The sequence below is a fragment of the Bacteroidota bacterium genome, assembly GCA_018831055.1.
Lineage (GTDB): Bacteria > Bacteroidota > Bacteroidia > Bacteroidales > B18-G4 > M55B132.
The window spans coordinates 1-18970 of record JAHJRE010000231.1 but is presented as its reverse complement, the minus strand read 5'-3'; the positions used below and the strand labels follow the sequence as shown (position 1 = coordinate 18970).

The 18970-nt window shown below is 37.5% G+C and carries 20 protein-coding genes and 1 other RNA gene; 15 read left to right on the top strand and 6 right to left on the bottom strand.

What is annotated here, in order from left to right; genetic code table 11:
* The 4 genes from KKA81_15260 to KKA81_15245 form a co-directional block, all read left to right on the top strand.
* Positions 1-285, top strand: a 285-nt coding sequence (locus tag KKA81_15260; protein ID MBU2652286.1) for a transglutaminase-like domain-containing protein, incomplete at its 5' end; no start/stop codon positions are given.
* Positions 286-303: 18 nt separating this feature from the next.
* Positions 304-1092 (top strand): hypothetical protein, encoded by a 789-nt coding sequence (locus KKA81_15255; GenBank protein MBU2652285.1) that lies wholly within the window; start codon positions 304-306, stop codon positions 1090-1092.
* Positions 1093-1114: 22 nt separating this feature from the next.
* Positions 1115-1714 carry a hypothetical protein gene (locus tag KKA81_15250; GenBank protein MBU2652284.1) on the top strand — a complete coding sequence of 200 codons (600 nt, stop codon included), beginning with the start codon at positions 1115-1117 and terminating at the stop codon, positions 1712-1714.
* A 17-nt stretch (positions 1715-1731) separates the two neighbouring features.
* Positions 1732-2613: a hypothetical protein gene (locus tag KKA81_15245; protein ID MBU2652283.1), complete on the top strand. Its 882-nt coding sequence runs from the start codon at positions 1732-1734 to the stop codon at positions 2611-2613.
* Between the two features lie 32 nt (positions 2614-2645).
* On the opposite strand, the gene KKA81_15240 is transcribed toward KKA81_15245, so the two are convergent.
* Genes KKA81_15240 through KKA81_15230 form a run of 3 tightly spaced genes read right to left on the bottom strand, consistent with a single transcriptional unit; the run spans position 2646 to position 7551 of the window.
* Complete coding sequence (locus KKA81_15240) at positions 2646-4472, bottom strand: LPP20 family lipoprotein (GenBank protein MBU2652282.1); 1827 nt, start codon at positions 4470-4472, stop codon at positions 2646-2648.
* 21 nt (positions 4473-4493) lie between these two features.
* Positions 4494-5360 carry a porin family protein gene (locus tag KKA81_15235; GenBank protein ID MBU2652281.1) on the bottom strand — a complete coding sequence of 289 codons (867 nt, stop codon included), beginning with the start codon at positions 5358-5360 and terminating at the stop codon, positions 4494-4496.
* Between the two features lies 1 nt (position 5361).
* Positions 5362-7551: a PEGA domain-containing protein gene (locus KKA81_15230; protein ID MBU2652280.1), complete on the bottom strand. Its 2190-nt coding sequence runs from the start codon at positions 7549-7551 to the stop codon at positions 5362-5364.
* 414 nt (positions 7552-7965) lie between these two features.
* Here KKA81_15230 and ssrA point away from each other — a divergent pair.
* From ssrA to KKA81_15215, 3 genes are all read left to right on the top strand, one after another.
* Positions 7966-8361, top strand: a transfer-messenger RNA (tmRNA) gene (gene ssrA, locus KKA81_15225).
* A 278-nt stretch (positions 8362-8639) separates the two neighbouring features.
* Positions 8640-9182: a hypothetical protein gene (locus KKA81_15220; protein ID MBU2652279.1), complete on the top strand. Its 543-nt coding sequence runs from the start codon at positions 8640-8642 to the stop codon at positions 9180-9182.
* 912 nt (positions 9183-10094) lie between these two features.
* Entirely contained in the window at positions 10095-11633 is a 1539-nt protein-coding gene (locus KKA81_15215; protein ID MBU2652278.1) for a hypothetical protein, read from the top strand.
* A 1-nt stretch (position 11634) separates the two neighbouring features.
* On the opposite strand, the gene KKA81_15210 is transcribed toward KKA81_15215, so the two are convergent.
* Genes KKA81_15210 through KKA81_15200 form a run of 3 tightly spaced genes read right to left on the bottom strand, consistent with a single transcriptional unit; the run spans position 11635 to position 14245 of the window.
* Entirely contained in the window at positions 11635-12492 is an 858-nt protein-coding gene (locus KKA81_15210; GenBank protein ID MBU2652277.1) for a hypothetical protein, read from the bottom strand.
* Between the two features lie 20 nt (positions 12493-12512).
* A complete protein-coding gene (locus tag KKA81_15205) occupies positions 12513-13388 on the bottom strand; it encodes a hypothetical protein (GenBank protein MBU2652276.1) in 876 nt (291 codons plus the stop codon).
* 44 nt (positions 13389-13432) lie between these two features.
* Positions 13433-14245: a hypothetical protein gene (locus tag KKA81_15200; protein MBU2652275.1), complete on the bottom strand. Its 813-nt coding sequence runs from the start codon at positions 14243-14245 to the stop codon at positions 13433-13435.
* A 125-nt stretch (positions 14246-14370) separates the two neighbouring features.
* On the opposite strand from KKA81_15200, the gene KKA81_15195 reads away from it, so the two are divergent.
* The 8 genes from KKA81_15195 to KKA81_15160 form a co-directional block, all read left to right on the top strand.
* Positions 14371-15732, top strand: a complete 1362-nt coding sequence (locus KKA81_15195; GenBank protein ID MBU2652274.1) for a WYL domain-containing protein — start codon at positions 14371-14373, stop codon at positions 15730-15732.
* 22 nt (positions 15733-15754) lie between these two features.
* Entirely contained in the window at positions 15755-15997 is a 243-nt protein-coding gene (locus tag KKA81_15190; protein MBU2652273.1) for a hypothetical protein, read from the top strand.
* A gap of 179 nt (positions 15998-16176) precedes the next feature.
* Positions 16177-16557, top strand: coding sequence for a hypothetical protein (locus tag KKA81_15185; protein MBU2652272.1), 381 nt, complete (start codon positions 16177-16179; stop codon positions 16555-16557).
* 22 nt (positions 16558-16579) lie between these two features.
* Complete coding sequence (locus tag KKA81_15180) at positions 16580-16978, top strand: hypothetical protein (GenBank protein ID MBU2652271.1); 399 nt, start codon at positions 16580-16582, stop codon at positions 16976-16978.
* A 36-nt stretch (positions 16979-17014) separates the two neighbouring features.
* On the top strand, positions 17015-17317 hold the full coding sequence (locus KKA81_15175) for a hypothetical protein (protein ID MBU2652270.1): 303 nt from the start codon (positions 17015-17017) through the stop codon (positions 17315-17317).
* A 5-nt stretch (positions 17318-17322) separates the two neighbouring features.
* Positions 17323-17976, top strand: coding sequence for a hypothetical protein (locus KKA81_15170; GenBank protein MBU2652269.1), 654 nt, complete (start codon positions 17323-17325; stop codon positions 17974-17976).
* 94 nt (positions 17977-18070) lie between these two features.
* The gene (locus KKA81_15165) at positions 18071-18505 is read left to right on the top strand and encodes a hypothetical protein (GenBank protein ID MBU2652268.1); all 435 of its coding nucleotides are present in this window, start codon (positions 18071-18073) and stop codon (positions 18503-18505) included.
* A gap of 185 nt (positions 18506-18690) precedes the next feature.
* Positions 18691-18970, top strand: a 280-nt coding sequence (locus KKA81_15160; GenBank protein ID MBU2652267.1) for a hypothetical protein, incomplete at its 3' end; no start/stop codon positions are given.

Genomic DNA, 18970 nt, shown 5'->3' with positions numbered 1-18970 from the left:
GTCGGAATACCGGCCAGGATGGTAAGGGGATGCATGTACCTGCCCGATAATGGAGGCATATTCGGACAACATGCATGGACAGAAATCTATATGGGAGAAGCGGGATGGGTTCCAGTTGACCCAACCATTGAAGAAGTAAATTATATTGATGCAGGGCATATTCGCCTGGGAGAGCATGCAGCGTTTCTACCGCGTTTTATAAAAGTTTTAGACTTTGAAAAATCTCCCTCACCTGCAAAACGATCAGAAATTCTAAAATCACTTTATTTACTATTAAAGTATTAATCCAAAGATTTATCAACCATGGAAAGAAAACTAAAATCTTCCGATCTGAAAACCGAAGCTCTCATCTGGATTATATTGGGACCTTTCATCTTGTTAACAATATTTTTCTTTGGCCTCGGGATCATTCTTCTAGCCCCGGTCGGGCTGGTCTATGGAACCTTTTCATTAATATTTCTGATAAGGACCGGTAAAATAGCCTATCTGGTAAAAGTGCTGAACTTCTACCTACTATCATATATATGCATCGCGATTGTTTTTTTGGGAATTAACATGCGCGAACCAATTATGATCACGCTGATCACCATCTTTATATTATTGTCAATCTGGACGATTATTCTAACCATACTCAGAGAATTTCACTGGCGTTCTCAGGACATTCTGGAATTGGCAGCCAGTCCTGTAAATGAAGTGAAAAATGGGTTTACAAAAAGGCCTTACCCTGCCGGGAAGGCTGGGCATGATTGGAATACCATCAAAAAATTTGCAAGGTTCATCCGTTCGAACCTCATTGCAATCCCGGTTTTTGAAAAAGACAAAGTTTTCATATTCCTGAACATGCCAAAATCAAAGATACTGTCATACAACAGTGATTATTCAGACAATTCCTGGGTTGCCTTTGGAGCCGATGGACTGGTAACCGTTCATATTACTGACCTGGATTATAATCAATATCGTGAAGCATTTGCTTTCGATCAGATTTGCCAATCGCTTGGCAGTTTGTTCATAGAGTTTCTTGATGCCTACGCAAAGGGTGATGAAAAACATATTTTCTACAGGCTTAATAGTGTCAGTTCGGGATTATTTTAACATTTAATCAACTATCGTAACGATGGATTTTAAAACCGCTGCCATACTTGGATCCTATATATCCAAAGACTACGCCGAAGATCTGTTCAGGTTGCTGGCTACTTACAGGTCGATATCTTCATCAGAGGCGGCCTCCAGGTTAGGGCTACACATCAAGACGGTTCAGGATTTTATGGAAGCAATGACAGATATGGGCATCTTGTCGAAAGAAGAGGTATATGAGAAAAAACGCCCATATTTTCGCTATTCGCTGCTTAAGAAACGCATCATCATGGATATTGATCTCGGTCCTTACCTGAATGCTCAACCTCCTGAAAACAAAATATTGACTTTGGTACGTGAATGCCAGAATTCAGGTGCGCGGTTTTCGACTTCGCGCGACGGACAATACATTAGTAATGTTACCATTTGGGAAGGTACTGGCCGCGAAAGGAAAGAAAGAAAGATAAACCTTTCCATCCCTCAGGGCAGGTTTCTGTTCCACCTGCCCTTTCCAAGCGCAGAATTCATGAGTGTTCCAGAAATAATGGATAAGGCAGGTGTAAGCGACATGCACAAATCGGAAATTATGGATATCGTAAACGAGCTGATAAAACTGAGAGTAATTGAAAGTTATGAATGAATTAAAAATGAAGAATTATGAAAAGTAAAGTAAATTGGATCCCTATGCTGTTAATGGCAGGGATAATGACAATTGTAATTCTGTCAGGCTGCAAGGTAAAGAAAGACCTGACAGGAAGCCCGGAAACCGGACTGGCCATGAAATATAGCAACAAAGACGGGCAAGCACTGCTGTATGACTGGGACACTGAACTTAATGAAAAGGTTAGTTTTCAGGGAAACGACATTGAAATTGGAATTACCGTAGATTTAATTTTCTCAATGGAACCGGCATTAAAAACAAAGGGAAAGTTGGATTACAAGGTAACCATTGACGAAATGGAAACGAAAATAGCCAGTCCCCGTGGAGAGAGTAGCGGCGATGTCAGCGGTGCGACAGGGAAATCATTTAATCTTTGCATTGACCCGGATGGAAGAAATCCGGTAATCACCGGTGCAGATAATGTAAAGTATGAATTAATCCCCGGACAATCCAGATCGGTGGCGATGAACTACCAGAATTTCTTTCCAAAACTCCCGCATGAGCTTGTAAAACAAGGAGATTCATGGAAATATTCGGATACGATTAATGAATCAGAAAACGACAGTAAAGTCATACTGATATTTAACAACCATCAAACATTCGATGGTACAGACACTATTGAAGGAATGGAATGTGCCAGGATAGTAAACAGATTTTCAGGAACTATTGAGGGACAAGGCATACAGGAAGGAATTAACCTTGTAACCAGGGGCACGCTTGAAGGTAGCGAAACCTGGTATTTTTCCTGGGAAAAAGGCATCCTGGTCAAGCAAAGTACAATTGGAACTGCAGAGGCGATGGTTACCAGTCCTGACAAAGCAGACATTCAAATACCCACACAGCGTGAATTTACTTATGAGCTTGTATTGAAGAAGTAAAGGAAAAATAAGCGGCTATGTTGTTTTCAGCACTAAAAGTGAAAATCACTCAGGCCGATAATACTGCCATTGGGATTTTTTTGAGGTTGCCAGGACCGGACATAGATTTTGGGGTTCATGGTATCATTCAAATCTATTAATAAAAACAAAAATCCCTTATCAGCATAATTTGCCGAGTAATAATGTTGTTCGATCTGTATTCCGTATAATTTATCAGAGGGATCATTAATTCTTTCCACATCGGAACCTTCAAACTGGATGTTAACAAATTCGTTGCTGATAAAAACTTTTCTTAATGATTCCATGTATTCTTTTTTGGTTCTGCGGATGTACTTCACCTGATCATTTCCCAGTTTCATGTACATTCCATCAATAGGCTCAGCCTTTTCCAACACATGACCGACAATGATGAGGGCATCATCGGCAAAAATGGATTCGATATAATCAAGCCGTTTCAATGAGTAGGCCGTCTTATAATATTCCATAAATTTTATGAGCTGGTATTTTTCTTCAACGCTACCCCATCTTTCCGGCATATTTGCGATGTCACCTATTGCCTTATCGCTCAGAGCAAACGATATTGCATCGATCTTTTGATCTTTATTAAAAATAAAAACAACATTTTCCAGGAATTTTTTCGTGTTATTTTGAAAAGCAAAGAGCATTGGCACTGAGCGCACCATAACTTCATCATTGACCTCTATTATGCTCATAGTATCGGTAAGCGGCAACACCTTCACATTTCCATTGTGAACAAGCTTGATGAACATTTCATACCCTTCCCAGGTAAAGAAATGCTCAAGAGATTGCACATTTCCCGTTTGAATTCCCTCAATAATATCATTAACTGTTTTCCTGTAATCTTTTTTCCGGATATTATTATCCTGCAAGGTTTGATAGGTTATATGGGCCTTTTTACTTTTCATGCCGGTGATGCTTTCCCTGTCGGGAAGCCGCAACCAGTATTCTGATTTCCTAAAAAAAGGAGGAGGGGGAGTGTTATTGATAACGCTTGAAAGTTCGCTATCCCATTCGCATTTGTTGGTATATTGATACTCAACCAATACCCTGATTTTGTCCAAAGATTCGGCAGATGCTCCGAATAGTTCGATCACACCAAAACCATCTTTTCCTCGTGCTTCGGTATAATTATTTCCTGAAAAATACTGGTAATCAAGCCCTTCAATTGGCTTGCCATCATAATCAATCTTTATGGTAAAGGTTTTAACATTCTTATCTTTATCCTCCATGACCTGGTAAATGCTGATATCCAGGTTACTAAGCAACTGGTTTATTTTATCATAAAGTCGGGTTGACAGTAAGACTTCCGTATGATCGCCCAGCTTAAACTTCAGGCTGCCGTGTTCAGGATGGCTTCTTAGCAGTACCAAAGCCCAGTAGTAGTTTCTCAAGGCATCATCCAGGCGTAATTCGGTTTCAGCTTCATAACCGGTTTTGGCATAATCGATGATCTTGGTTTTGCGATCATCAAAAATTTTATGAAGGTTGTCTTTTTTGATAAAACGGTATACACGTGTCAGGCCCTGGGATTCGTCCTCCTCAACCTTGCTCTCAGACCAGTATAAATGTATGTTTGAATAGGTTCTAACAACGGCTTTTGTGTATTCCAGGATGCTGTCGTTTTCTTCAACCACCATGTTTACAAAATCGCTCTGCACCTCCACAGAAATCTTGGAAATAAGATCGTCGAGAGCCATTTTATCTGCTTTCTGGTATGTTATAGCTTCTCCCCTGCCCCAGATGAAGTTCCCGGATTGGAGTATTTCCTGTATTTCCTGGGAAAAAACACCCGTAGAACAGTACAAAAAAAGAAGTAGCAGTGTAAAAAATACCTTCATGGATTTGCTTTTATCTTATAATTAAAATCTGTATACAATGCCTGCGTTCCATTCTATGTTGCTGTATGGAATAGAAAACCTTACTGATTTCCTGGGTGATGTTTCATCGATATTATTGGGATCATAGCTATATTCCTTCACGTATTCCGTTTCAAGATCATATTTTGATTTATTATTGATCACATTGGTTCCGTTGGTTGTCCATTCTGTTACCGTACTGCGTTCAGGAGTCCAGGAAATTACATTACCTGCGATCTCCAGCGATAGGAATAACTTTTCAATAATTTTTATTTCCACACCCGCCCCGGCATGAAATCCAAAAGCCATCCCGCCTTTATATTCATAGACAATATCGTCATAGTCCAACACACCATCACGATCATCATCATCTTCATCCGACGTATTAATGGTCATTTTAGGAAATCCGATTATCCCTCCGATCCTGATGTATGGATTAACACGATGGTCTCCCGGCAAGGAAAACCTTAGTGAAGGTATAATCCTTATCATTCTTGCTTTTCTGGAACCACTGATTTTAACCATAATAGTATCGCGAAGGGTATCCACCCAATAGGAATACAGATACTCTGAATACAGGGTTCCTTCCTTGCCATTAAAAGAATTAAGCAATAATTCCAGGCCAAGATAGTCGTTCACTTTGATACCAGCTTTGATTCCCAGGTTATAGCCACGGCCTCCGGAGATCTTTTTCGAATGGTAATAATTTTCGATTCCATTGTTGGAATAATCATAAAGGTTGTCTGTAACTGCATACAGATACGATCCGCCATAGGCCCCAAGGTAAGCCGATTGAGAAAATCCTGTTGTCAGGCCCAGGAAAAGCAATAACAGAAAACAAGTGATCCTGATTTGTAAACTATATCTCATATCAAAACTTTATTTTAAAACCAGAAACAAAACCGATAGAATGAAATGGATAGGTACATTCCATAACTTTTCTGGGTTGGGATTTATCAATATCATCAAAATCTGCAGGTACGGTATACTCCTCCAAAAACTCAATCCGGGTATAATAGTCAGAGTTCTCAATATTCACAGGCTGCCCGTTTTCATATTCATAAGCATCCAGACGGGAGCCATTATCCGGTGTAAAAGTCAGGTATTGACCGGTAAGCTCAAGATTCCAGTAGAAGTGATCGGCAATTTTTACATCGATGCCAAGCCCTCCTTTTAGTCCGAAAGACATTGGTCCGGTATACTCCCATTCCTCAAAATATTGATATGTCTCGGTTTCCCAGAAGGAAGATCCTGAAGGGATATAATTATATACATCATCGATTTCCATGCTTATCCTGATTTTCGTATTTGACAGCACAGCCCCGATCCGTGAATAGAAAAGGATATATTCTGTAGGAAGAGCCAACAGCACTGAAGCAGTATAGTTTAAAGATTTGGATTGAAAGGTCTGCAACTCATTGATCACATAATTATACGTATCGCTCGCAACGGCATAATCCCAGGTCAGTTCTTTCCTGGCACCATTAAATGAGTTCATTTCAAATTCAAATCCGAAATAATCATTAAAATAATACCCCAAGGCGCCGCCGTAGGAAAACCCTTTTCCTGGCATTATGCGGTTTGTTTCATAGGTATAGGTTCTGGAGTCTGAGTTGTATCGTTCATAGCTGTAATTGTATTGGGAAAATGGATAAAGGTTACCCATTCCCGCCATACCGAACGAGTACTTTGCAAAAGGCTTAATATAAAAACCTTTATGTCCGAAGCCCTCTTTCTTTTGTGTTTGGGCTTTTGGTTCCGATTCTGCCTGTTTTTGAGTACCCGGTTGTTCCTCCTGTTTTTTGGGTTTAACAGGCACAATGGCTGCTGCGACCAGAGACTCTGAGGCCTGGGTTCTTGTATCTTCGCTGATGGTTATCTGGCGAATTACGGGTTCTTTTCCGTCCATTCTAAGCTCAAGGACATGGTTTCCAACCAGAAGATCGTTGATAATACGCGGAGTAGTGCCATATGGGTCGCCATCGATAAAAATATCAGCTTTGGGCGGTTCAGACTGCACGGAAAGTGATCCTGTTATTGGGATTGGAGAGAGGCTTATAACATGATTCTGTCCCGTTATGATTTCGATTTTTTCGGTATGCGGATGATGGCTATCCTTACGCCCCTCGATTGTATGCATTCCTTTAGGCAATCTTCCTGAAAAAGAGCCTTTGCCCACAGAATTTCCATCAACAAATATCTCAACATCTGCCGGAGAAGTAATATTTACAATTCCGAAGATGGGCTTCATCTCGAGATCCAGGCTGCGTGTTTCACCTTTTTCAATATCAAATTCATAGGTCAGCGGTTCAAAAAGCTCTTTCCGGAGAGTCAGTTTATGTCTGCCCGGCGTGATCTGCGCTGAAAAAGGGGTAAATGCACCCAAAGGTTTATCATCCAGGATGATGCCTGCACTATCTTCAGGGAGGGAGACTATATTAACCACGCTATAAGCGGCCATAAGGGTTGATGAAATCTCCAGTGTTGAATCCGGATAAATTGTAAAACTGGTCTCAAGAGGATCGTACATTTCTTTCACCAGGCGCAAGGAGTATTGGCCTTGCTGAAACTCATTCTGAAAAGTGGTTTGTCCCCGGTACTCGCCGTTTATCCAGACCTCTGCGTCTGTTGGTTCACTGATAAGCAGCAGAAATCCCGTGGTGTTACCCTTATCAAACATATCCTGGCTTGTCAGGATAAGCACATATACCATTCCCGATTCAATGTTCCGGTTCAGATCAAATTGCAAAGGAATAAAATCTTGTTTTTTAACTTCAATCCGCTTTTCACCAGGGGAGACATAGAGCCAATACTCACCGGTTTTTTCGATCACATTACCTTCAATCCCTTTATTGGCATTGAAGCTGAGTCCGCTAAGATCGGTTTTCACTTTAATGATCGCGCAATTACGATCGTTGATGTCTTTTCTGGAAAAGCGCTGGGCAGAAAGGTCAGAAGGATCGCTTTCGAAGGAGATCACTTTAAACTCATCAGCATAGAGGAACGCTGTAAAAAATACAAATAAGAGAAGCAGAAAAGCCTTCTTCGCAACAGTAATCATAGCATGGTTTTGGTTCGGGTCAATAAATTGGTCAAATATTACCAAAAAATCCGGAATTTCCAAAAAACAAGTATCCGATACGCTGGGTAAAAACACTAGTTTTAATATTCGATTATTTTCGTCGAATATTAGATTGCTTCCAATGAATATTTACATCCTCTTCAATCTGTAGTATTCAGGAATAATAAAAAAACAAAAAAGCTCATAATCAATGCGAAAAATCACTATATTTGCAAACTTTTTGGCATTAAGATCGCAGATCGCAGATCGCAGATCGCAGATCGCAGATCGCAGATCGCAGATCGCAGATCGCAGATCTGAGATCGGAGATCGGAGATCGGAGATCATTATATGTTAATTGCACGTCACAATGCAAATACAGAATTGACAACACAGAATTGACAATTCACATCCGGGGCTGACCGGTTTTGACAGCAAGGTGGATGAACGTGTAAGCATGCCGGGCATTGCAGATACGCCTGTTAACTCATCTGCAAAACAACAACTGGCGATAACAATTTCGCTCTCGCTGCCTAATCGAATCAAGTAGAGCAGGCATAATCCCGGGACAAGGTTTTGGGACGAGACGTTTCTCCGGTGGATCCGCCTGATTCCGGCCGGGCCAAGAAGCGCTCATCAACATCGGGCTAGTTGTGGTGAAGCTTCGGCACCGCGGCGAAAATAAGAAGATACGGTCAGATTTGGGTGCCGTTTCCCGGGTCTTGCCCGACAATCAACAATCGGCTAAGCATGTAGAAAGCATCTTTGTTCCTTGTTTGGACGAGGGTTCGACTCCCTCCAGCTCCACCTTCGTCCTCCGAAGCTTTAGCGAAGGAGGACATTCTTCAAAAATCAAAAATCGTTGATCCCTGATCTTCAATCGAAAAGGATTGACGATCAGGGATTAGACCTTCCATTCGTCAGGTCAGGCTCAGTGTTGATTGTTGAAGTGCGCGAACTTCTCACTTCACTGAGTAAATTTTGAGAAAAGAGTAACTGGTGAGTCTGTAATTCTTATATAACCTAAATTATTTTCGTATATTTAATACGAAAAGGGAAATTTCGAAACCAACAATAAATAGTATTTTATGGATGCAACCAAAATTTTTGAACCATTTGCGAAAGCCGGTTTTTACATGAAGGATATATTATTGCAGATTGAAGATGATTACGAAAGAGAATATGATCCTGGAGCAAGAAAAATACTAAAGAAGCAGATAAGTTCTCTAAGGTATTTAATCGACAGGTCATTCAGGGTTACAGGTGATTATGTTCCGGTAGGAGTAAGTGAAATGGCAAAAAAGTACTGTGATGACAATGATTTGGGAGATATATTTGAAATAGGTTGGGGTGAGCAGGCAAAATTTGAGAAGCAGAAGAACAGATCGAGCTGCAAGTTAAAGCATGAACATAAGGTTCCTGTAAAACAGCTTGTTTTAAGATTAAAAGACACAAATAGTATTGAGGAGGCGATTGATGTATATTTAGGCCAGAAGATTGTCTGGATTCATAAGGATGAAGATAAAAAATTACCCCAAAGCAATCGTCCGGATCCGGACAAGGCATATGAAGATGCCGGAATAAAAGTTATAGAGAATCTTAATCATCCCGGACATTTATTCAATAAATGAATCAGCCATTAAAGTATGTCATCAGCCAACTATAAATATCCAACAAAACTCAAAAAGTTTGGGATTGATGATCCTTGCCTAAATATTGTAGTAGCCAAATATGAGAATGAGATCGCATGGCAGACGGTTGTTAAAGATCAGCATACTTTAATCAATTTTATTAAAGAAACCATGCTGCCTGCATTAATGGAGCAGGTCACTTGGCCTTTAGTGGCCAATACAAAGCATTTTTTTATATCCAAGCAGCATGTTGATTTAGACCTTGCCATCACCACCGATCAGGAGCTTGATAAGGAACAGCTTGAGTTCATTAGAAAAACCAAAGCAGAAAAAGGGGTAAACGAAGCTACTGAATTACTCGTTGATATAATCAACAAGAGAAAAAAGCGGCAATTTGATCTTTGGATTAAACTGATGGCAACTGAATACAAGAGCCAACCTGCTTACCAAATTCTGTTGCTGCGCTCCATGTTTGAGCAAGCGGGCTATGGATCAAGAAGAGCCGTTGCGACCCCGGACAAAGATGTAATTGATTGGTTGTATAGAAGAATAAAGAACAATCGGGTAAGCCCCAATCTTAATCCTGCAAAATTGTATTTTTTAAAGTCAGCCTTTAAATTTGGTAGTATCATACAGGATGGGTGGACTTTTGTTGCCAAGGGAGTTCAGAACGCATCCAAACTTTCTGCACTCAGCCGTGGCTCCGGATGGTGCGTTGCTTCCGAAAATTATGCCAGAAGTTACCTTAGCGATTACTCATTTTATATTTTATATAGTAAAGGATTACCTGTAGTTGCTTTAAAGGCAGATATTCAGGAACGGGTTGTTTATGAATGTCAGGGAAGATATAATGAATCTCCTGCTGATTGGTTTTATGATATCCATTTCTTTATAACCAGCATGCAGTTGAAAATGGAAGATCGCCTGGAAGATTATCATTCAGCAATTGATTCAATGCAGGAATTTAATGATCATAAAGAGTGGTGGATCCAACGAAAGAAATTATGGTATTTCTCCATCGAGCATGCCCCTGATATCATCAAAGGGACCATTAGCAATTTTGAGATCAAGGATATAATAAAATACATCGAATTCATTTCCTTGCCGGAATTATCGAAGCTACTCGGTGTAAAATTTGTAATAAAAGATTATGTTCAATTAATCAAAATCAACCCGGCACTTTATGATAAGATTCCGGAAGATATAAGAAACAGGCATCAAGAAAATTTTGAGGAGGCCTGTATGTCCGGCTGGATTGAACGGGTTGAGGATAAAGAGCTTACCAGGAAAGAATTGTTAAAGGTTCAACCATTCATCAAAGAAAGCAAAGAGTTTAAACAAGCAATAACAAAGAGTTTTCCTGAAGATTTAAAGAAAATATCTTTACGCAATCCAAAAGTCTCAGCAAAGAAAACCACCCGGTTTATATTGGAAAACACCATAGCAGTCTCAGAAAATGAGCCCATTGAACTATCAGTAATCAGGGCTACCAACCTCATACTGAATAACGAGACTTCAGATTTCTCGGATAGAATTTTCCCAAAAGAAATGCTCGACCATGAATCCTTCTCAATTATCAGGGAGAAAGGCTGGAAAGAAGTTATTATTCAGAATCCTGCTTTTCGTTTGGCATTACCAAAAGATCTTGAGGTGAAGACAAGTTTCCTGTTTGATGACTCAAAGATGAAACAGGACTTACTGTTAAAATGGACGAAGAATGTTGAGCAAAAACCATGGCTGCTTACTCAGAAAAATTTTGTGCCGAAATCCCTTCGATACAGCCAGGAAATCCTTCAGTCATATGTAAGGGGCTGGATACCATTCATTCGCAAGGCACCATATAAATTGTGGTGTCAATCAGGCAGCAGATTTTCAAATAGAGGAAGAGCTAATATGTCATATGCTCTGCTAAGGAATTACGAATTTCTAAATGCCATGATAGACGGGTACAAAATAGGATTTGAAACCAAACAAAATTATTGGGGGTACGCTTCACCAAGTGTAAAACAGATACCTGCCTGTTGTTTTTGCTATCTGGCTGCAGCTACTATATGTAGGGACAAACAGACAATTTCAAGTTTCAAAAAAACTCCGATCAAGCTCAACTTTGAATCAAATGATCCTATAATAAAGGGGATTAATGATTTGCTTAAAAACAAAGGAAAAGATGTTCTTAATTTGTTTTATGGGGAGAATAGATTAGAATATTTTCATCTATCACAGTTACAGGAAAACATCAACTTGACCAGGAAAATCAGGCATGGAGACATCGTAAAAGTTTTATTCAACAATGAAGAATTATTGGTTTTTATGGGAAAAAGTAATGAGGGATACGTTTCAATAAAGAAAGATTCTGAAGAATACAAAGCACTCATTGGACTCAGAAAGGGAGAAGCATTTCAATTTGGCCCTCTTGGTGGTAAAGTAATTGAAATTCTGGACCCGGATTAAATTAAATTTGCCAATATTTGGATATTGTTTTTTTCAAATCCTCCAGGCTTACTTTATTAATATCATTTTCTGTACGTAGATTTTCAATTCCTTTCATTAAGCCTTTCCACGTAAATACTTTACACTGAATAATCTCTTTGTGTTTATGATAGCAATCCGGCTGATCCTTCAACAGGGATTCGAAGACTTTCATATAGCATTCTTTTTCTTTATCATCTTTAAGATGATTCATAGCATAATATGTGAAACATTGTGCTAATCCTTCTAAAAGTTCCGTATTTGCTTCATCAAACAATTTTGGCTGATTATTCCATCTGTGCAAGTTACTATCTGTCATCCAGTGTGTGACCCAATGACCCAATTCATGCCAAAGAACTATATCATAGAGATAATTGATTATCGTATCTTCTGTTACTTCACTTCCAAAGCTGGTTTCTTTATAAATCTTTTTACCAACTTGCCTGATACATCTATTATAAATAATTATCTCTCCCTGCTGATCATATGCATCCTTTTCTTTCAGCCTATACTCTCCCAGTAAATCAAATATTTTGCCTGGCAAGGGTTTGTCATTCTCACAAGCTTCTATGATCTCGGTATAATTCTCACAATTGCTCTCACTAAAGTCAATCTTTGGTATTGCGATATATTCTCTGTAACCTGCGGCTCTTTGCCATTCTGATCCCAGGTTGTCAGTGCCAAATTGTTCTCCATTATATCCCAACATTCCCGAATCTATCATTTTAATAATCGTTTCACGGTCTCCTCCAAACATTTTGTCGAGTTCATCATAAGGATCACCCCATCCGAATTCATTGTGAAGTGACATTAACAGATGATCAGTTATACGGTTTATCATTTTTTTTAAGCGATTAACTATTAATAATACTTTTTCAAAGTTTTAATTAAATGTTCCCGTTCATCCTTTGATATGATTTCGGCCTGGATTGAATTCAAACGATCAGAATACGAACCGGATTTACTATAGCCTTTTCCTTTTTCTTTTTTCCCATCCAATGTGTAATCAGTTTTCTTACCTCCATTAAGAATCTTACTCTCTTCTTTCGATATTAATATTACTTCATACCCGGCATTTAATATATCTTCAACATTTTTTTCTGTAATATCTTTTAACGCTAATAGCTTATCTTTAATTACGGCAACCGGAGCATTGTGTTCAGGATGAGTTATTTCTTTTAATATATCCGTGATTTTTCCTTTTGTCAACTCCTTAATATCGGGAAGTTTAGCCATTATAGCCTTATGGGCTCTTCTCGAGACTCTCCAATTTGAGACTCTTTCACTAAAGTCTAATTCATACGTGTCAAGGCCAGCTTCAGATATCTGAGGATACCATCTTAATAAATGATGAAAAGCAATGTTGTATATGTGTTTTGGTTTATTCAGATGGGGTCTTATTATACTATTATTTAACCATCTTGTAATTTCTTGTATAAAATGCATTTTCTCATTATTATAACCCGACCAGACTTCAAGCTTCATTATCTCCTCCGGGTTAAGACATTTCATATTCCCGGATAAGTACTCAGGATCCTCCAACCATAAGTTTGGGTTATCGTGTACTTTAAAACAAATCTCAATATATGTACCATCTACGGATCTATCTGTTCTTGCCAAACTTCCAATATGCTCTGAACCATCAACAAGAGTGATTTTGTATGGATACCTTCTTCCAAAGCGATCTATATCAAAAAATGCTGCATCCAATATTTTCTTTATTTCTGCTGTTTCCATAATTTTAAGTATTACCTTAAATGTTATTGTTAAATTTAGGAATTCTAATTAAAAAGTATTTTAGGCATCTCGCTAACCAGATTATCAATCGTCACCTGTTCAGGATTTTCCTTAATGCGCAGCATCTTAATCCCCCTCAACAATCCTTTCCAGCTGAAGTTTGGATGATTCATTATCTCATAGTGTTTATGATAGCAAGATGCTTGATCTCTTAGCATATAGTTAAAGACCTGCAAGTAATTGTTTCGCTGATTTTGGTCATAAATTTTAATGATAGCATAAAATGTAAATGCTTGTGCCAGGCCTTCATGTGTATCCTTGGTTGATCCATTTATAATATATGACTCGGTAAGATTCCATCTGCAGTTATCATTTCCTGTCATCCAGTGTGTGATCCAATGACCAAGCTCGTGCCAGAGTACTATTTCACGGACAATGTTTATAAAGTATTGTTTCCCTTTTTTTAAGTTTAGGCCAGATTCTATAAAATACTTCTCGCCCACTTTGCTAATACAATCTTCGAAGAGATAGATCTTACCTTCTTCATCGTACCTATCAACTATATATTTACCCAATAAGTCAAAAAGATTATCCGGCCAGGGACCTTCATTCTCCTTAGAAAAATTATATGAACACTCATCTTTTTTGTAATGAATCCCTGGTCGTGAATGATACTTTTGCTGAAGCATGTCGTTCTCATTCATATATTTTATCGTTTCATGATAAGTGGGCAGATTTTCATCAGCGCTTTCCGCATTTGATTCTTCATCCATTTTATCAAAAACCTCAAAAGGATCACCCCATCCAAAATTATTATGAAGTGACATAAGCAGATGATCAACGGGATCTTGTAGCATAGTTATTCTGTTTAATTCAGCATGTGGTTTTCAGTTTGCAATATTATACATTAAATCTCAGAGGAAGAAATTAATCATGCGGAATATCCGCATGAAATTCAATATCTTTACAAAAACTTAAGCATATGTCCTCATTACTTGATATTGTTCTTGATAATACATCGCGTCAGCGATATGCTATCTTAAAATTCTTTCTGGACAACCCAAACAGGAAGTTTACCAGGCAGGAAATTTTACAAAAAGTTACCAAAGGCGAATATCTTTTAATCCTGAATAAGAAAAATGACGAAACTGATGAACACCCTTTTATAAATAAAAGCAATGATAAGGGAGTGCCCACAATTTTTCGCGACAGATTAAATGAGTTGGTTCAGGAGGATATACTGCAACAATCCCGATTGGGTAGAGAGTTTTTGTACAAACTCAACAAAAACATTGTTATTTCAGAAATAGAAAAATACAATATATCGGAAAAGCATGCCCCTGACATACAATCCTGGATACCATCACTAAAAAACTATGGCGAACTACCTTTTGCTAGCCTGCTTGAAAGTTTAGATAAGAGTTCTCGAAAAATTTATGATGATAGCTTCAAAGATGAAAGTCACATAACAATTGTTGATTTTGAAACTCCTTTTCTAAAAGACTACAAACTTTCAGAAAACATAACAGAGCTATATTGGATAATTCAGGACAGGGTAATTATCAGGAAGTTAATTTACATCGGGAATTATTATCCGAATAAAGAAGCTGAAAAGAAAACACTAAAAGACTTTATGCCTTATGTATTAAAAGAATCAAAAGGCCAATGGTATGTAACAGGAAAATGCGAAGGAGATACATTCTTTCGGTCCATACCCGTGAACCGGATTATTGAAAAACATATATATGAGGACGAAAGGGAGTTTGAACGGGAATCTTTTTCACCGGCAGAATACTGGGATGGATGTGCTGGTATAACAAAATACGGAAAACCAATACACATATCTTTTGAGGTAAAAAATGGGCTAATCTATAATAATATTGAATATATCAATTCCATGCCTCTTGTAAAAGGTCACCAAAAGACTAAACAAGTTGGAGATTGGTTAAAAGTATTTTTAACCAATGTTTACCTGGGACCAGAGCTAATTAGAAAAATCAGGACTTTTGGACGAAATAATATAAAAAATATTAAACCCAGATGGCTTGAGGAAGACTTATGGGAAGAAGGGAATAGAAAGGATATTGACATCCGTATCGAAACTAGAACAGAAAACTTGAAAGCCTGGGAAAAGTGTGCTAAAAACAAACTACAAATCCATAAAGGTGGAGAAAATCAACAGGCTAAAATAATAATTAAGACAGATCCCAAAAATCCTGCCTGGCATCAGGTGAGAATTTCTGAGCTGCTTATTGATGCACGCTTTTATTCATTTATTACAAATCAGGAAATGGATCTGGGGTCAGAACGAATAATTGTAAAAAACAGTTCAATATTGAAATAAGATAATAATTAAGATTTTCCCAATGAACAAAAAAGATAAGCCCCCAGCTGATTTCCTATTAAGTTTGATCGAAAAAAAGAATATTAAGGACCTTGATGGAGTATTTGAACAGTTATATATGGAAATCATTACTAAACCTAATGCTGATTACAAAAACCTTCTTAAAAGCCAGTTGGATATTCTAAATACTATGGTAGAACATTTTTCGAAGAAGGAAGAATACGAAAAATGTGAACGAATAAAACAATTTATGAACAGTAATTGATAAGCCGTTTTTTGCAATAAATCAATCTCATCAAGCATGTCAGCCTGACATTAGTGCGGAGATTCCGCATATTCAATTTTTTCCTGTGGAACCTATTTAGTAATTATGCAGTGTCTTTCACGCATATAGTCAGATCGTATTTCTTATAAGTAACCATATGTTTCACTAAATCTAAATTTATGCCCACATTCAAAGAAAATGATTTCATCACTTTCAAACTCAAATCAAAAAAAACAGACCCTTCTAAAAACTCTAACAAAAAGCATTCAATTACTTACTGCCCTCAAAAAACACATCAGTATTTTAATTCAATTATCTCATCTATCCCAAAACACCAAGGTTCCATCGCAATTTTTGGAATCAATGCTTACTCTAAAAAATTACTAAAATCAATTTCATCATCACACAATCTCCACAAACAATTTGTATCAACCTCTCTTACCAACTCACCATCTCAAAATTTACTCAACTCAATGACCCACCTTCTCCAAACTAAAAAATATAAACAAATCCAAATCTACTACGCAAATGCCTCAAAAGAGGCACTATTAACTAATTAATAATCATTTAATTACCAGAAACATGAGATGCCTTATTTCTATTTGCCTTGTACTAATTCTTTTGAGTGCCAATGCACAACAAGCGTCAAATAATAATCTAAAAATATTCAGCACAGATACAACTGCGCTTCGAGATGCTAAAAGATTCATTTCGGAAAGGAAAATAGTATATGATATCGTTGAACCAGTTCAATTTAGTTTAGATTTTGCTGAGGTTTTTGATTCCATTTCTTCCAGCAATATTAATTATACCCATTCTATTCACGGATTCTATGGAAAGCAGATCAACAGCAATATGTGGACAGGTTTAATCTGTGAATCAAGAGGTGGTGGAGTACCAAAGAAATATATTTTCTATAGAGTAATTGAATACGAAAATTCAATAGACATTGAAGTATTGTTTGGTAATAATGATTGGTGATAAGATTCAAATTCAATTTTATAAAATACTTAGGTTATGATTAGGACAGTAATACAGTACGGCTCAATTTTGGTAGCCAGAGATGAACAAGATAATCACATAGGAAGTCTTTCCATTGGTGAAGGAATAATGCTAGGTTATGCATCGAATTATATTTTAGTCCGTTATGGAAACATGGTCGTTTCTATGGATGTTGATCAAAATAATCTGGGACACGAAATCTTCCCAGAAGAATATAAAATCATGGGGATTACTTCCGGTGGATTCATTGCACAAACAGGAAGCATTCAGCAGTTGTATGATCCATATTGTAATCATGTAGGGACTCAGTCTATCTAAAGCTTATGGAAAGATTGGTTAAAACCGCTGCCTTGGTTCGAAATGATTATATCAAGCATCTTTTAAAAGCATATGATTCATTAAAGATGGAAATGTTGTTGGACAATATTGCAAGTGATGATGATTCAAAAACTTTGTTTGTTCTTTGTGATGAGGAAGATATGTTTCCATACAATAGGAGTCCCGGTCCTATGATCAACAAATCAGTTTTACCAGAACAAAAAAAATATTATCGTCATGATCTTCTAACATATAACAGGAAAAGAGGAGTTGAAACGCATTTATGTTGGCCTATTTTGGAAGATAAAAATAAAGGAATGCTAGTCGAAGATATTCCTGGCTTTTCACCCTTTAATTTCCAATTGGGATCCACTGAAATAGTTGTAAATCCATTTCCTTGGTTCCATTGTGAAATGGTTTTTTATCCAAATGCAGAGTCGGTGAAAGGGATTATTGATGTCTGGTTTAATAAATGGTTCAACAGAATATCAGAATCAAAACCATTGCTTGGAGTTATACATAGTATTTTAGGACCATTTAATGATAGTGATGATGGAGAATCCTATATAATTGATTTTGGCACTGCTTCGGTAGGAGCTTTTATTCAAATACTTAAATGCTGTTCTAAAAATAGCGTTCACAAGATTGTCCTAAAATAAAAACGGAAAAATGTTTTATATGTTGCCTTACCTCTTACAATTATTAAGTAATCAATGGCGTACAATGTATTGATAATGGATGCGTTTAAAACCTATGAAGTTGTTGACCCGTATTTTAGCAGTATCAGGTTTGCTGTTCCTGGTCTTGTTTTTGTTTGCCTTCTACCTAACACATATTCCGGGAGGAGAAAAGATCATGCAAAAAAAGCAATTAATTGCTAAAATGTTGCAGGATAAATATCACACATCAGCATACCTGATTATTTCCGAGAAACGTCCACACTGGTATAATGATCTTCTACCAAATGCCGTTGATGACAGTTATCATTTAAAAGGTATGGCCGTTGACTTCTGGGTCATGGACCTGAATGGTGATAATAGTTGGGATGTGCAGGATATAAATCTGATGGTAAAGACTATTAAAGAGGTTGAAGAAGAACATCCCGAACTAGCAGGAGGAACATATACCTATTTGAATAAAAGCCGGCTCACTTCAAGAATGGTTCACACAGATGTAAGAATTCATTAAAGGACTGTTTATGGTTACTTAAGAACAATAAGAGTTAAAGATGGGCATTATCCGCTAATGTATGATCAATCTTTGCCATCATAGCAAAACCATAATAGTACAGTTTTGTGGATAAAAACATTATTCTTAAATTGCATCAAAAAGAAAATCTTAGACATCCTTTTGATTATTAAATACACTTTGCAATGTTTAATTCTCTTTTAAACAATAATTTAATCAAATACAAAGATTATCTGATCAACAAAGGCAAAAAAGAATTTGCCACCATATTGGACCAGAATCAGGTAATAGCATATGCAAAATTCCAAAGGATGATCATGATAGATCCTGATTCCAATATTCTTAACAATATCTCAAATCCCTTTTTCCTGGGAATGGGCAATCCTAAGAGTAAAATTTTGATTTTCGGCCAGGAATTAGCCTTTGATCTTGATCGTGATGATCCAAAATCGGTTGAATTATTTT

Excerpts from the sequence above, each read along its gene's own strand:
- KKA81_15255 (MBU2652285.1), top strand. The coding sequence starts at position 304 with ATGGAAAGAAAACTAAAATCTTCCGATCTGAAAACCGAAGCTCTCATC.
- KKA81_15250 (MBU2652284.1), top strand. The coding sequence starts at position 1,115 with ATGGATTTTAAAACCGCTGCCATACTTGGATCCTATATATCCAAAGAC.
- KKA81_15245 (MBU2652283.1), top strand. The coding sequence starts at position 1,732 with ATGAAAAGTAAAGTAAATTGGATCCCTATGCTGTTAATGGCAGGGATA.
- KKA81_15240 (MBU2652282.1), bottom strand. The coding sequence starts at position 4,472 with ATGAAGGTATTTTTTACACTGCTACTTCTTTTTTTGTACTGTTCTACG.
- KKA81_15235 (MBU2652281.1), bottom strand. The coding sequence starts at position 5,360 with ATGAGATATAGTTTACAAATCAGGATCACTTGTTTTCTGTTATTGCTT.
- KKA81_15230 (MBU2652280.1), bottom strand. The coding sequence starts at position 7,551 with ATGATTACTGTTGCGAAGAAGGCTTTTCTGCTTCTCTTATTTGTATTT.
- KKA81_15220 (MBU2652279.1), top strand. The coding sequence starts at position 8,640 with ATGGATGCAACCAAAATTTTTGAACCATTTGCGAAAGCCGGTTTTTAC.
- KKA81_15215 (MBU2652278.1), top strand. The coding sequence starts at position 10,095 with ATGGAAGATCGCCTGGAAGATTATCATTCAGCAATTGATTCAATGCAG.
- KKA81_15210 (MBU2652277.1), bottom strand. The coding sequence starts at position 12,492 with ATGATAAACCGTATAACTGATCATCTGTTAATGTCACTTCACAATGAA.
- KKA81_15205 (MBU2652276.1), bottom strand. The coding sequence starts at position 13,388 with ATGGAAACAGCAGAAATAAAGAAAATATTGGATGCAGCATTTTTTGAT.
- KKA81_15200 (MBU2652275.1), bottom strand. The coding sequence starts at position 14,245 with ATGCTACAAGATCCCGTTGATCATCTGCTTATGTCACTTCATAATAAT.
- KKA81_15195 (MBU2652274.1), top strand. The coding sequence starts at position 14,371 with ATGTCCTCATTACTTGATATTGTTCTTGATAATACATCGCGTCAGCGA.
- KKA81_15190 (MBU2652273.1), top strand. The coding sequence starts at position 15,755 with ATGAACAAAAAAGATAAGCCCCCAGCTGATTTCCTATTAAGTTTGATC.
- KKA81_15185 (MBU2652272.1), top strand. The coding sequence starts at position 16,177 with ATGCCCACATTCAAAGAAAATGATTTCATCACTTTCAAACTCAAATCA.
- KKA81_15180 (MBU2652271.1), top strand. The coding sequence starts at position 16,580 with ATGAGATGCCTTATTTCTATTTGCCTTGTACTAATTCTTTTGAGTGCC.
- KKA81_15175 (MBU2652270.1), top strand. The coding sequence starts at position 17,015 with ATGATTAGGACAGTAATACAGTACGGCTCAATTTTGGTAGCCAGAGAT.
- KKA81_15170 (MBU2652269.1), top strand. The coding sequence starts at position 17,323 with ATGGAAAGATTGGTTAAAACCGCTGCCTTGGTTCGAAATGATTATATC.
- KKA81_15165 (MBU2652268.1), top strand. The coding sequence starts at position 18,071 with ATGAAGTTGTTGACCCGTATTTTAGCAGTATCAGGTTTGCTGTTCCTG.